Origin of the sequence: Brevundimonas bacteroides DSM 4726 (assembly GCF_000701445.1) — a bacterium.
GTDB classification, from domain to species: Bacteria; Pseudomonadota; Alphaproteobacteria; order Caulobacterales; family Caulobacteraceae; genus Brevundimonas; species Brevundimonas bacteroides.
Window position 1 is genome coordinate 238,090 of the sequence record NZ_JNIX01000013.1, and the last position, 13,701, is coordinate 251,790.

Here is a 13,701-nt window from a genome sequence, read left to right on the forward strand (position 1 = left end):
ATCCTGAAGCCCCGGCCGCCCGCCAGTTAAGCTTTTGTCAGGGCGGCGGCCAAGCGAGGCCCGATGAGCGACACCCCCACCTCCGGCCGGTTCGAAGCGCGCGACCACCTGCTGCCCGTGCGCGTCTATTACGAGGACACCGACTTCACCGGGGTGGTCTATCACGCCAACTATGTCCGCTATTTCGAGCGCGGTCGGTCGGACTTCCTGCGCGCCATCGGCATCGGCCACGCCCAGTTGCTGGAGGACGCCGCCCCGATGGCGTTCGTGCTGGCGGAGATGCGGCTGACCTTCCTCAAGCCCGCGCGCATCGACGACGCCCTGACCGTACGGACGCGCTACGACGCGGTGAAGGGTCCGAGGCTGCTGATCTCCCAGGTCATCGAGCGGGACGGCGAGGCGCTGTGCCGGGCCGATGTGACCGCCGTCTGCATCCATCTGGATGGGCGTCCGCGCCGTCCGACGAAGGCGCTGGTGGAGGCTGTGACCCCGTGGTTGCTCGGCGCAGCCTGAGTCTTTCGCGCCACAGACCGGCGGTCGTCAGATTTCGGCAGGCCCCGGTAAGGACATCCCGGCCCGATCTGCCATAGAACAGCCATGCGCGGTCGCTCGATAGGCCGGGCCTAGACCGTGGGACGACCGAATGACCGCCGAAGCCGCCGACGCCAGCCTGTTGAATCCCGTCCACCTGTTCATGGCCGCCGACTGGGTCGTGAAATCGGTGATGGTCGGCCTCGCCATCGCCTCGGTGTGGTCCTGGACGGTCATCATCGACAAGGCCTTCCGCTTCGCCGCCCTGAACCGCCAGGCCGACACCTTCGAAAAGTCGATCGCGTCCGGCCGCTCGCTCGAGGAGGTCGCGGCCCAGGCCGGGCCGGAGCCCAGCCACGCCCTGCCGCGCATGCTGCAGATCGCCCTGTCGGACTGGCGCGAGACGCGGTCCAAGGGCCCGCTGACCGACACGCAAGGCAATCTGCTGATCACCCGTATCGACCGGGCGCTGGACAGCCTTATCGCGCGTGAGGGTCAGAGGGTGGAGGAAGGGCTCGGCGTCCTGTCGGTCGTCGCCACAGCCTCGCCGTTCGTGGGCCTGTTCGGGACGGTGTGGGGGATCATGAACGCCTTCGGCCGTATCGCGGCGGCCGGAAACACCAATCTGACGACGGTGGCGCCGGCCATTGCCGAGGCCCTGTTCGCGACGGCCATCGGTCTGGCGGCGGCTATCCCGGCCTACATCGCCTACAACAAGTTCTCGATCGACGCGGGCAAGTTCAGCGGCCGGCTGGAGAGCTTCGCCGACGACCTGCAGGCGGCCGTGGCGCGGCGTCTGGGCGGCGGCTCGGCCCCGGTCGCACCGCCGCCCCCGCCCCCGTCCGATCTCGGCTCCCGTCGGAGCATCTGACATGGCGCTAGGTGGAGGCGCGGGCGGGGGAGGCCATGTCCGGGGGCGACGCCGGCCGCGCAAACGCCCCCTGTCCGAAATCAACGTCACGCCCCTGGTGGACGTGATGCTGGTGCTCTTGATCATCTTCATGATCTCGGCGCCGTTGCTGACGGTCGGCGTGCCGGTCGAACTACCCAAGACCGAGGCCAGCGCGGTCGAGACCGAGCAGCCGCCGGTGACCGTCTCCATCGATCGGGACGGGGCCATCTTCGTCCAGCGTGACGAGACAGCCTTCGACGCCCTGATCGAGCGGGTCAGCGATGCGGCCGGCGAGACCGAGCGGGACGAGCTGTCGGTGTTCGTCCGCGCGGACGGGCGCGCGCCCTATCAGGCGGTGGCGCGGGTGATGGCGCGGCTTTCGGCCTCGGGCTTCACCAAGATCAACCTGATCACCGACACGGCGGCCGAGGAATAGAGAGTGGCGACGCGGGCTCCATCGCCGGCGATTCTGGGGGCGCTGCTGCTGCACGCGGGCGTGGCGGCGATGTTCTTCGTGCGCTGGCCCGAGAGCGAGGACATCGTGCCGATGGTGAACTCCGTGCCGGTGTCGATCGTCTCGTCGGAGGTCATCGAGGCCGCGCCCGCGGACAATCCGTCCGAGGAACTCGTCACCGAAGACGCCGCCACCGCGCCGGTCGAAAGCCCGCCGGAACCGGCGCCGCCGGAGCCCACGCCGCCCGCTCCGGCGCCGACGCCACCGCCGCCCCGGCCCGCGCCGACGCCGCGCCCGACCCCGCCTCGAGAGACCCGGCCGGCTCCCACGCCGCCCCGCCCGACACCGCCTCGCACCGAGACCCGGCCCAACCCGCCCCGGACCGAGACGCGGCCCGCGCCCTCGCGCTCGGACGCGCCGCCGCTCGATCTGGACGCCCTGGCCGGTCCCCGCCGCCCCGCGCCGACGCCGGGGCCGCGCGCACCGACAGGCCAGCAGGGCCGGGGTCAGGCCCCACAGGCGGTCGGTCCGGAAGTGACCGGCGCAATTCTCCAGCAGGCTTCCAGGAACTGGACGGTTCTCTGCGACATCCCAGGCGGCGCGGACATGCGCATCACCATGGATGTGACGATCGGGCCGGATGGCCGGATTACACGCGGACCGACCCTCGTCTCCCCGCGCTCGGACGCGGCTTGGAGAGCTCAGGCCGACGGAGCGATCAGGGCCATGCGCCAGAGCTCGCCCTTCGATGTCCCTCGGGGATTCCCTGGCGGCGACTTCCGACCGACATTCGTCACATCGCGTATGTGCCGGGATCGTTGAACGAGCGGGCAGCGGTGCGAAAAGGCTCAAGGCAAAGCCAGTCGGACTGGTCGCGTTTGGCTCTGGCTAAAGGTGGTCGTCGCCAGCGTCGCCATGCCCCCTCCCGCAAGTCGGCCAGGTTCGGACATGACCGCCTGCCTGGGCTGACGATGCCTGACAACCGTGCCCGGCAGGACTTGCCGTCCCGAATCTCGCCCCAATCGCCGCCAAGCTGGCGTTTGTCACACGGGCCGGGGATAAGGTCCGACGACCTCTCGCCTCGCCCCCTTCGGAGACAACGATGCGTCTGAACCTGCTGCTCACCACCGTCGCCGCGATGGGCATCGCCGCCGCGTCCCTAGTGCAGGCCCAGACAGCGACGCAATCCCTGAACGGCGGCCCCTCGCGCCAGCAGGCGCAGCAGCAGCCGGCCCAGGACGGCGGCCCCATCGAGGTCGAGATCGATCAGGGCGTGCTGCGGCCGTTCCAGATCGCGGTCGCGCCCTTTAGCGGCCAGAACGGCGCCTCCATCGCAGAGGTGGTGTCGGGCGACCTGCGGCGCTCGGGCTTCTTCGAGCCGATCAACCCGGCCAGCTTCATCGAAACCGGCCTGACGCTGGCCAATGCGCCGAACTTTCCGCAGTGGACCCAGATCGGTGCGCAGGCCGTGCTGTATGGCTCGGTGACGCCGCGCGCGGATGGTCGGAATGACTTTGGCTTCCGGCTGTACGACCCGTACCGCCAGTGCCAGTTGGTCAGCTACAACTTCACCGCCACGCCTGAGCAATGGCGGCGCATCGGCCACAAGATCGCCGACGTCGTCTATGAGCGCATGACGGGCGAGAGCGCCTTCTTCGACACCCGCATCGTCTTCGTGGCCGAGAGTGGCACGGGGCTCAACCGCCTCAGCCGCCTTGCGATCGTGGATCAGGACGGCGGTAATCCGAACTTCCTGACCGATGGATCGGAGATCATCCTGACGCCGCGGTTCTCGTCCAATCCGGACGAGATCATCTACATGGCGCTGGGCGAGGACTACAGCCGCATCTACCTCTACAACCTGACCACGGGCCGCCGTGAGAATCTGGGCGAGTTCGACGGCCAGCCGCTGGCCCCGCGCTATTCGCCGGACGGGACCAAGGTGGCCTTCTCGATCATTCGGGGCGGCAACACCGACGTCTATGTCATGGACCTGCAGACGCGCAGGCTATCACGCCTGACCACGGATCCCGGCATCGACACCTCGCCCTCGTTCAATCCGGACGGGACGCGGATCGTCTTCAACTCCGACCGGTCGGGGACACCTCGGCTCTATGTGATGAATGCCGACGGCTCGGGCCAGCGGCCGATCTCAAGGGGCGGCGGCAGCTACACCGCCCCAGCCTGGAGCCCGCGCGGCGACCTGATCGCCTTCACCCGCTCCGGCGGCGGCCAGTTCGGCATCGGCGTCATGGCCCCGGATGGCTCGGGCGAGCGGATGATCTCGCGCAGCTACTTCGAGGAAGGCCCGTCCTGGGCCCCCAACGGCCGCTACCTGATGTTCTCGCGTCAGACACGCGGGGGCGACACCAACCTGTGGATGGTCGACCTGTCGGGGCGAGTGGTCGCCCAGTCGGGATATCAGGGTCGAGGCAGCGATCCGGCCTGGTCGCCCCTGTTGTCCGAGACCCCTGCAAACCTTGGCCGCGGCGGACCCGACAGCTGCGACACCTGACTGATTTCCGGGGCGGGGCCCCCGGATACTCACATCCGCGTCATCGCCCCGGTTGACGCCTTGAGATGAAGCCCGGCGCGTTAAGCTTGACCGCCGGAGACGACAGAGGAGACGAGCCCATGATGACCGCATCCCGCATCGCCAAGGTCGCCCTGATCGGCGTCGCCGTGGCCGCCATGGCCGCCTGCGCCCCGCGCCGCCCGGTGGAGGGCGCGACCGGTCCCGGCGGCGCCGACCAGGGCGTGAACATACCCGCCTATCCCGGTCCGGGAACGGGCGCCATCGAAGGGGGCGGCATCGGCTCGGGCGCGCCGGGGTCGGAGAACGACTTCGTCGTCAACGTCGGCGATCGCATCTACTTCGATCTGGACAGCTACCAGATCAGCCCCGAGGCCTATCCGCGACTGGACGCCCAGGCGGCCTGGCTTCAGCGCTATCCGCAGGTCACGGTCCGCATCGAGGGCAACGCCGATGAGCGCGGGACGCGCGAGTACAATCTAGCGCTGGGCGCCCGGCGGGCGGAATCGATCCGCAACTATCTGATCGAGCGCGGCGTCTCGGCGGGCCGGATCGACACCATCAGCTTCGGCAAGGAGCGCCCGATCGCCCAAGGCTCCACGGAGGAGGCCTGGGCCCGCAACCGCAACGGCCGGACGGCGATCGCTTCGGGCGCGCAGTAGCGCCCGGGCGGCTTGCCCCCTGTTGTGCGCCGCGTCACAGTGCCCGTGACGCGGCCAGGGGGCGGGTATGGTGGACATCGACGCAGCGGGCGGAGCCGCGACAGGCGGGTTGATTGCGGCCGCCGTCGAGAAGCCGACGGGTCAGGCCGGCGACCATCACGCCAACTGCACCGACTGCGGCGAGCCGGTCTCGGGCAAGTTCTGCTCCAACTGCGGCCAGCCGACCCATGTGCACCGCAGCCTGCTGCATCTGTTCGAGGAGGTGCTGCACGGCGTGCTGCATTTCGACGCCCGCATCTGGCGGACCCTGCCGCTGCTGCTGCTCAATCCCGGGCGGCTGACGCGCGAGTGGATCCAGGGCAGGCGCACCCGCTACGTCTCGCCGCTGGCGATCTTCCTGTTCACCGTCTTCCTGATGTTCTTCCTGCTGAGCTTCGGCGGCGGCAGCCCGGTCGAGGTCGCCTCGCTGGAAGAGCGCATCGAGACCGCGCGCGAGGCGGTCACCGAAGCCGACGCCGCGGTGGCCGAGGCTGAGCGGAACCTGGCCGCCGGGGAGCCGGGCGCCGAGGGCGTGCTGGCGGGCATGCGCACCGCCGCGGAGGCGACCCGCGGCCAGCTGACCCGCCTGGAGGAGGCCCGCACGGCCGGCCCAAGATCCGACGGCTTTGAACCTGGAAGCTGGCAGGCCGGAATGGCCGACGCCGTGCGCGACGGCAACGTCACCATCGGCGTCGGCGACAAGAAGTTCCAGGAGAAGATCCTGCACAAGCTCGCGAACCCCGAGTTCGCCTTCTACAAGGTGCAGCAGACGCTCTATAAGTTTGCCTTCCTGCTGGTGCCGCTGTCGATCCCGTTCGTGTGGCTGATGTTCGCCTGGAAGCGGGGCTTTACCTGGTACGATCACGGCGTGTTCGTCCTCTATTCCCTGACCTTCATGGCCATCTTTACCATGGGGCTATCACTGATCGACCGGATCGCCGGAACGGAAGAGAACTGGTGGCAGATCACCGTGGGCGCGATCGGCGGCATCCTGACCTTCGCCGTGCCGGTCCACATGTTCGCGCAGTTGAAGGGGACCTATTCGCTGGGTTGGTTCTCGGCCCTGTGGCGTACGGTGGTGCTGCTGTTCTTCAGCCTGTTCGTCTTCACCCTGTTTCTGGTCGGGGTGATCCTGTTCGGCCTGGGCTTCTGACGCCTTGCGGCGGCCTCAAATCGGTGAAAGCTCTGCGCTCATGAAGACGAGCCCCAAGACCCTTCGCGCCCTGGCGCTTGCCGCCGTCGCCCTCGCCGTCGTCGGCGGGACGGTTGTGGCCCAGACCCAGCCCTTGCCGGCCATCCAGTGGGATGTGCGCCGCCTCGACAACCTGGACCGCAACGTCCGGCGGCTGGAGCGCGCCCTCATCCAGAGGAACAATCAGGGTGACCCCGTTCTGGTGGAATCCGATCCGGAGCTGATCGCCTTGCAGGGCCGCGTCGCCATCATGGATCAGCGCCTGCGCGACATGGAACAGACGGTCCAGCGCGTGAACGGCGACCTGGAGCGTTTGACCTTCCAGCTCGACGAATCCGGCGGCGACAACACCGCGCTCCGCACGCGGCTGGCCGACGCCGAGGAACGGATCGCCGCGCTGGAGGCCGCCAGGGAAGCCGCCGAAGCCGCCGCGCGCGAGGCGGCAGAGTTCGCCGCCCGGTCGCCGACGGGCGACGCCGTGACCGATCTGGCCGCCGCCCGTGCCCTGCTGGCCAGCGATCCGGCGCGCGGCCGGGCGGCTCTGGAACTGGTCGCCTCGACCTGGGCCGACACGCCGTCGGGGCGAGAGGCGACGTGGCGCATCGGCGACATCATCCGCGCCGAGGGCGATCAGGCCGGCGCGGTGCAGCAATATGCCCAGGCGCTGCAGGGTTGGCCGACGGAAGCCTGGGCCGGAGAGGTCACGCTGAAGCTGGCGCGCGGGCTGGAGGCCACCAACCGCGACGCGCAGGCCTGCGCGGCGCTGGGTGAATACCAGAGGCGTTATGCGGCCACCTCCACGCCGGCGCTGCGCGACATCGCGGCCCGCACGCGCACCCAGGCCGGCTGCCGCTGACCGGGGGCGGCCCCGGCGCCGGACTGGAACGCCGCGTCGCCGCCGTGGTCGACGCGCGGCTGGAGCGGGATGCGGCCCGTCCGGTGGCCGTGGCGCTGTCAGGGGGCGGAGACTCTGTCGCGCTGCTCCACATCGCCGCCACGTGGGCGAAACGGGCCGGGCGCCGTCTGCTGGCCATCACGGTCGATCACGGGCTGAACCCGGACAGCGCCGACTGGAACCGCTTCTGCGAGATCCAAGCGCGTCGAGTGGGCGCGGACTGGACCCCGCGGCGCTGGGAGGGAGAGAAGCCTGCGAGCGGCCTGCCCGCCGCCGCGCGCCGCGCGAGGCACGCGCTGATCGCCGACGCCGCGCGGGAGGCCGGGGCGCGGGTCGTCCTGTTCGGACACACCGCCGACGATGCGGACGAGGGCGACTGGATGCGTGAGCGCGGCTCGACGCTGGGGCGGTTGCGGGAATGGTCGCCGAGCCCGGCGTGGCCGGAAGGGCGGGGGCTGATGCTGCTGCGGCCGATGCTGGGGGAGCGGCGGGAGGTTTTGCGGGAGCTGCTACGGGAGACGGGAGCGGAGTGGGTGGAGGATCCGGCGAACGCACGGTTCGGTCGAGGGGCGGCCCGTCGTGCATTGACCGCTCTCCCAGAGGGAGAGGGCTTGAGGCTCGGAGAGCGCAGCGATCCGCAAGCCGAAAGGGTGAGGGGTTCCGCCCTCGGCGGCGGGCGCTCTAACCCCTCACCCTTTCGCGCGAAGTCCGATCGCCTCACGGCTCTCGGGCGCTCAAGCCCTCTCCCTCTGGGAGAGGGATTCAATGGCATCGACAATCTCGCCTCGACCCTCCTCTGCGCCGCGGGGCACGACCGGCCGCCCCGCGCCGCCCATCTCGATGCCTTGGCCAAGCGCATCGCTGCCGCCGAACCCTTCACCGCCACCCTCGCCGGCGCCCGCATCGAGGCGACCGCCGAGCGCCTCCTCGTCCTGCGCGAAGCCGGCGAGTTCCGCCGCCGTCCGCCCGCGCCCCTGCCCCTCGCGCCCGACCAGCCCACCGCCTGGGACGGCCGTTACGAGATCACCGCCGACGCGCCCGGCTGGTCCGTCGTCCCGGCGCTGGGCCGTCTCGCCGCTCTGTCGGACGCGGATCGCGCCGTCGTCTCCCTCTCCTCCGCAGCCGCGCGCGGCGCCTTGCCGGTCCTGATCCGGGACGGTGATCCGCGCCCGGTTCTTGCATGGCGTCGAGCCAGGGTCCTGGCGCTGGCGCCGCGCCGCCTGAAGCTCGCTTCGGGCGAAACGACGCAGGAAAAGGACCTGGCCGACGCCGTGCATGGCGAAACGCCGCCGCCTGACCTATTTTGAGTTCGACAGAGTGACATTGAGGCCGAGGTTCCGCTCGGCGACGAGGATTTCCAACCGATGAACCTTCGCAATCTGGCGATCTGGGGCGTGATCATCCTGGGGCTGCTCGCGGTCTATGCCGCGGTCAGCCAGAACGGCGGGACCCTGCCGGGTCAGCCCGCCGGCGCGACGGCGCAGGGCCGTCCCGCGACCATCACCTATTCCCGCCTGGTCCAGGCCGTCGAGGCGCGCGACATCAAGTCGGCCCAGGTGCGCGGCGACCAGGTGACCGGCGTGTTCCAGAACGACAACCGCTTCACCGCGACCACGCCTTATCCGAACGAGGACCTGGTCAACTCCATGCTGGCCTCGGGCGCCCAGGTCGACGTCAAGACGACGCGCCAGGCCTGGTGGCAGGGGCTGCTGGTCGGCCTGTTGCCCATCGCGCTGCTTATCGGCGTGTGGATCTTCTTCATGCGCCAGATGCAGGGCGGGGCGCGCGGGGCCATGGGCTTCGGCAAGTCCAAGGCCAAGCTGCTGACCGAGCACAAGGGTCGCAAGACCTTCGAGGACGTCGCCGGCGTCGACGAGGCCAAGGAAGAGCTGCAGGAGGTCGTCGACTTCCTGAAGGACCCCGGCAAGTTCCAGCGTCTGGGCGGCAAGATCCCCAAGGGCGCCCTGCTGGTCGGCCCTCCGGGCACCGGCAAGACTCTGCTGGCCCGCGCCGTGGCCGGCGAGGCGGGCGTGCCCTTCTTCTCCATCTCGGGCTCGGACTTCGTGGAGATGTTCGTGGGCGTCGGCGCCAGCCGCGTGCGCGACATGTTCGAACAGGCCAAAAAGAATGCCCCCTGCATCATCTTCATCGACGAGATCGACGCGGTCGGTCGTCACCGTGGCGCGGGCCTCGGCGGCGGCAACGACGAGCGCGAGCAGACGCTGAACCAGCTGCTGGTCGAGATGGACGGCTTCGAGGCGTCGGAGAACATCATCCTGATCGCGGCGACCAACCGTCCGGACGTTCTGGACCCGGCTCTGCTGCGTCCCGGCCGCTTCGACCGTCAGGTCGTGGTGCCCAACCCCGATGTCTCGGGCCGCGAGCGCATCCTGCGCGTCCACATGAAGGACGTGCCGCTGGCCGCTGATGTGAACGTCAAGACCATCGCGCGCGGCACGCCCGGCTTCTCGGGCGCCGATCTGGCCAATCTGGTCAACGAAGCGGCCCTGATGGCGGCGCGCAAGGACCGGCGCATGGTCACGCACCGCGACTTCGAGGACGCCAAGGACAAGGTCATGATGGGCTCGGAGCGGCGCTCCATGGCCATGAACGAGGAAGAGAAGCGCCTGACGGCCTATCACGAGGGCGGCCACGCCATCGTCGCGATGAACGTCAAAATGGCGGACCCGGTGCACAAGGCGACCATCGTCCCACGCGGACAGGCGCTGGGCATGGTGATGCAGCTGCCGGAAGGCGACCGCTACTCCATGAAGTACCAGCAGATGGTCGATCGCATCGCCATCATGGCCGGCGGCCGCGTGGCCGAGGAGCTGATCTTCGGCAAGGAGAACATCACCTCGGGCGCCAGCTCCGACATCCAGCAGGCGACCAAGCTGGCCAAGCGCATGGTGACCCAGTGGGGCTTCTCCGACGTGCTGGGCACCGTGGCCTATGGCGAGAACCAGGAAGAGGTGTTCTTGGGCCACTCGGTCGCGCGGACTCAGAACATCTCTGAGGAGACCGCCCGGATCATCGACGCCGAGGTCAAGCGGCTGGTCACCTCCGGCTGGGACGAGGCGCGCCGCATCCTGACCGAGAAGGCCGACGACCTCGAGAAGCTGGCCCAGGCGCTGCTGGAGTACGAGACCCTGTCGGGCGAGGAGATCAAGGACCTGTTGGAGAAGGGCGCGGCCCCGAACCGCGACGAGAACAACTTCCCCAACGCCGGTCCCTCGGTGTCGGTGCCGGTTACGCCGGTGTCGGAAGGCGTCTCTGTCGTGGCCCAGGACGAGCACCGCACGGTCCACTGACGATACGTAAAAGCCCGCCCGGTTCGCCGCGCGGGCTTTTCTCCATCAGACTAGTTTGCATTATAGACAAGTCTGCGCTAAGTGACCCTGCGTCCGAGGGATGAGGGAATTCGATGACCATGGCGGGGACGATTTCGAAGACGGCGATGCAGACATCGACCACGACAGAGATAAGCGACCGCCTGCACGGGCTGGACGCGCTGCGAGGCGGGGCGCTGCTGTTGGGGGTTCTGCTGCACGCCAGCTTGGCCTTCTTTCCGCAGCAGACCTGGATCGTCCACGACGAGAGCCGGTCGATCGGAGCGGCGGTGATCTTCTACGCCATCCACCTGTTCCGCATGACCGCCTTCTTCCTGATGGCCGGGCTGTTCGCCCACATGATGCTGGCGCGGAAAGGCTGGTGGAGTTTCGCCCGGGATCGGGCGAGCCGCATCGCCGGGCCTCTGGCGGCCTTCTGGACGCCGGTGATGGCCGGCATCATCACGGCGCTGGTGTGGAACGCCCATGTCCAGGGGTGGGTGACGCCCGGCGCCCCGCCGCCGCCCTCGCCGACCTATGACTGGACCAACTTTCCACTGACGCATCTGTGGTTCCTGTGGGTGCTGGTGATCTTCTACGCCGCCACCCTGATCCTGCGCGCGCCCTTCGCGATGCTGGACCGCGGCGGAGCCTGGGGCCGTGTCGTCGACCGGCTGACCGGCGCCCTCGTCGGCCCGTGGACCCCCGTGGTTCTGGCCGTGCCGCTGGCGCTCGCCTTCTGGCTGGATCCGACCTGGGTGGCCTTCTTCGCCGTGCCGACGCCGGACGAAGGGCTCGTCCCCAATGCCGCCGCCCTGACCGGCTTCGGCCTGGCGTTCGGGTTGGGCTTCCTGCTGGACCGCCGCCGCGACCTGCTGGACCGCATCGCCGCCTGGTCGCCGCTGCTGCTGGCGATGGCGGTCGGGATGGGCGTCGCCGGCTGGTACCTGGCCGGCGGGCCGAGTCTGGAGCCTATGGCCGAGCCCACTTTGGATAAGGCCGTCGCGGCCTGGTCGACCGCAGTCGCGGTCTACGCCTCGGCGCTCGCCGCCACGGGTCTGTTCCTGCGGTTCCTGTCGGGACGGAGCGCGATCCGGCGCTACCTCGCCGACGCCTCCTACTGGGTCTACATCGTCCACCTGCCGCTGGTCATGCTGGCCCAGGTCTGGGTGCAGGACTGGGCGGGGCCGTGGTGGGTGAAGCTGGCCGGGATCACGCTGGGCGTGCTGGCTTTGTCGCTCGCGACCTATGAACTGGCGGTGCGCCACACGCCGCTCGGGAAATGGCTGAACGGTCGCCGTGTCCCGTGGCGGAAGCCCCGGCCGCCCGCCGCCCAACCTCTCCCCGCCGAATAGCTTGCCAAGCGCGGCCGGCTCGTCCACCCCGGACGGGCCGGTCGCCCCAGCCCGAGTCGCGCCCCATGACCCAGACCCCACGCACCGCCGCCGAGGCCGACCTGGCCTTCATGCGCTCCATCGTCGAGGGCCGAACGACCGGCCGCTCGACCCTGACCATGGGCGTCGCCTATCTGGCGGGCGGGCTGCTGTATGGCCTGCAGTGCCTGTTCCACGTCGGTCAGGCGACGGGCGTGATCGCCTGGCCGGATCTGGCCAATCTGATCTTCGTCGCCTCGATCACCCTCGCCTTCCTGATCGTGCTGGCCTGGGCGGTGCGCGAGGACAGGAAGGCCGGGCCGTCCGCGCCTCTGGTGACTCGCACCCTGAACGCCGCCTTCAGCGGGGCGGGCATGGCGAACCTGGCGATCATCATCGTCTTCGGCGTCGGCTCGGCGCGGGATCAGGACTTCGCCGTCTGGCTTTACTACCCGGCCATGATCTTCGCGCTTCAGGCCGCGGCCTGGTACGTCGCCTGGCACCTGAAGAAGGCGCCGTGGATGCTGGCGACCTCGATTGGCGGCTGGCTGACGGCGGTGGGGCTGGGCGTGCTGGTGCGCGAGCCCGTGGCCTATCTGATGCTGTGCACGGCGGCGCTGTTCCTGCTGTTCGCGGGGCCGGGAGCCATCATGGTGCGCGACGCGCTGAAGTCCCGACAGGTCGGCGCCTGATCCATGGGGCTGGCCGATCTCGGCAGGATCGACGAGGTCATCCACGGCCGCATGCGGCTGGGGATCATGGTCTATCTGGCCGACGTCGAGACCGCCGACTTCACCGAGTTGAAGACCGTCCTGGAGGCGACGCAGGGCAACCTGTCTGTCCACCTGAAGAAGCTGGAGGAAGCCGGCTACGTCGCCATCGACAAGAGCTTTCGCGACAACAAGCCCTTGACCCGCATCACCCTGACGGGCGAGGGCCGTGCCGCGTTCGCCGCCTATCTGGAGGCGCTGGGACGCCTGATCGGAGACAAGGGGTGAGCGTTCGGCCGCGCGTCATGGGCATCGTCAATGTGACGCCCGACAGCTTTTCGGACGGCGGGCGGTTCGACAGCGCCGAGGCCGGGCTGGCGCACGCCATGAAGCTGATCGGCGACGGCGCCGACATCCTGGACATCGGCGGCGAAAGCACGCGGCCGGGGGCCGAGCCGGTGTCGGCCGAGGACGAGATCGCGCGGGTCGTTCCGGTGATCGAAGCCGTGCACGCCCGCTGGCATGGCCCGATCAGCGTCGACACCATGAAGCCCGAGGTGGCGCGCGCGGCGATCGCGGCCGGAGCCACGATCTGGAACGACGTGACCGCGCTGGGCTTCTCGCCCGACAGCCCGGCGGTGGCGGCCGAACTGGACTGCGAGCTCGTGCTGATGCACATGTTGGGCGAGCCACAGACCATGCAGATCGAGCCGCGCTATGATGACGTGGTGGCCGAGGTGATGGCGCAGCTGTCGGCCCGCGCCGAGGCGGCGATGGTTGCCGGGGTAGCGCGGGAGAAGATCACGATCGATCCCGGCATCGGCTTCGGCAAGACGGTGGAGCATAACTTGGCCCTGATCGCCGCGCTGGACCGGTTTGCCGAACTCGGCTTTCCGGTGCTGCTGGGGGCAAGCCGCAAGCGCATGATCCGCAACATCGACCCCTCCGCCGCCGAGGCCACGGACCGGCTGGGCGGTTCGATCGCCCTCGCTCTGGAAGGGGCGCGGCGTGGGGCGGCGGTCATCCGCGTGCACGACGTGCGCGAGACGGTGCAGGCCCTGAAGGTGCAGGCGGCGGTGGGCTGAACCGTT

General features: G+C 69.4%; 14 protein-coding genes. All 14 read left to right on the top strand.

Features of this window, described 5'->3' with window-relative positions; genetic code table 11:
- Positions 1-63 precede the first annotated feature (63 nt).
- The 14 genes from ybgC to folP all read left to right on the top strand — a co-directional run bounded on the left by ybgC (position 64) and on the right by folP (position 13,695).
- Positions 64-513, top strand: a complete 450-nt coding sequence (ybgC, locus tag Q333_RS0112340) for a tol-pal system-associated acyl-CoA thioesterase (protein WP_029417343.1) — start codon at positions 64-66, stop codon at positions 511-513.
- A 130-nt stretch (positions 514-643) separates the two neighbouring features.
- Positions 644-1,402, top strand: a complete 759-nt coding sequence (tolQ, locus tag Q333_RS0112345; RefSeq protein WP_029417345.1) for a protein TolQ — start codon at positions 644-646, stop codon at positions 1,400-1,402.
- 1 nt (position 1,403) lies between these two features.
- Positions 1,404-1,859, top strand: a complete 456-nt coding sequence (gene tolR / locus Q333_RS0112350; RefSeq protein ID WP_029417347.1) for a protein TolR — start codon at positions 1,404-1,406, stop codon at positions 1,857-1,859.
- 3 nt (positions 1,860-1,862) lie between these two features.
- The gene (locus Q333_RS0112355; RefSeq protein WP_029417349.1) at positions 1,863-2,699 is read left to right on the top strand and encodes a hypothetical protein; all 837 of its coding nucleotides are present in this window, start codon (positions 1,863-1,865) and stop codon (positions 2,697-2,699) included.
- 280 nt (positions 2,700-2,979) lie between these two features.
- Positions 2,980-4,392 carry a Tol-Pal system beta propeller repeat protein TolB gene (gene tolB / locus Q333_RS0112360; RefSeq protein ID WP_029417350.1) on the top strand — a complete coding sequence of 471 codons (1,413 nt, stop codon included), beginning with the start codon at positions 2,980-2,982 and terminating at the stop codon, positions 4,390-4,392.
- Between the two features lie 122 nt (positions 4,393-4,514).
- The gene (pal, locus tag Q333_RS0112365) at positions 4,515-5,072 is read left to right on the top strand and encodes a peptidoglycan-associated lipoprotein Pal (protein ID WP_029417353.1); all 558 of its coding nucleotides are present in this window, start codon (positions 4,515-4,517) and stop codon (positions 5,070-5,072) included.
- A 67-nt stretch (positions 5,073-5,139) separates the two neighbouring features.
- The gene (locus Q333_RS0112370; protein WP_029417355.1) at positions 5,140-6,264 is read left to right on the top strand and encodes a DUF3667 domain-containing protein; all 1,125 of its coding nucleotides are present in this window, start codon (positions 5,140-5,142) and stop codon (positions 6,262-6,264) included.
- A gap of 40 nt (positions 6,265-6,304) precedes the next feature.
- Positions 6,305-7,159, top strand: a complete 855-nt coding sequence (locus Q333_RS0112375) for a tetratricopeptide repeat protein (RefSeq protein WP_029417357.1) — start codon at positions 6,305-6,307, stop codon at positions 7,157-7,159.
- 44 nt (positions 7,160-7,203) lie between these two features.
- Positions 7,204-8,505 carry a tRNA lysidine(34) synthetase TilS gene (tilS, locus tag Q333_RS0112380; protein WP_211249715.1) on the top strand — a complete coding sequence of 434 codons (1,302 nt, stop codon included), beginning with the start codon at positions 7,204-7,206 and terminating at the stop codon, positions 8,503-8,505.
- 57 nt (positions 8,506-8,562) lie between these two features.
- Positions 8,563-10,509: an ATP-dependent zinc metalloprotease FtsH gene (gene ftsH / locus Q333_RS0112385; protein WP_029417361.1), complete on the top strand. Its 1,947-nt coding sequence runs from the start codon at positions 8,563-8,565 to the stop codon at positions 10,507-10,509.
- A gap of 146 nt (positions 10,510-10,655) precedes the next feature.
- Entirely contained in the window at positions 10,656-11,882 is a 1,227-nt protein-coding gene (locus Q333_RS0112390; protein ID WP_035294385.1) for an acyltransferase family protein, read from the top strand.
- A gap of 65 nt (positions 11,883-11,947) precedes the next feature.
- On the top strand, positions 11,948-12,592 hold the full coding sequence (locus tag Q333_RS0112395; RefSeq protein WP_029417365.1) for a hypothetical protein: 645 nt from the start codon (positions 11,948-11,950) through the stop codon (positions 12,590-12,592).
- Between the two features lie 3 nt (positions 12,593-12,595).
- Positions 12,596-12,898, top strand: a complete 303-nt coding sequence (locus Q333_RS0112400; RefSeq protein ID WP_029417366.1) for a winged helix-turn-helix domain-containing protein — start codon at positions 12,596-12,598, stop codon at positions 12,896-12,898.
- A gap of 17 nt (positions 12,899-12,915) precedes the next feature.
- Positions 12,916-13,695: a dihydropteroate synthase gene (gene folP / locus Q333_RS0112405; protein WP_029417367.1), complete on the top strand. Its 780-nt coding sequence runs from the start codon at positions 12,916-12,918 to the stop codon at positions 13,693-13,695.
- Positions 13,696-13,701 lie beyond the last annotated feature (6 nt).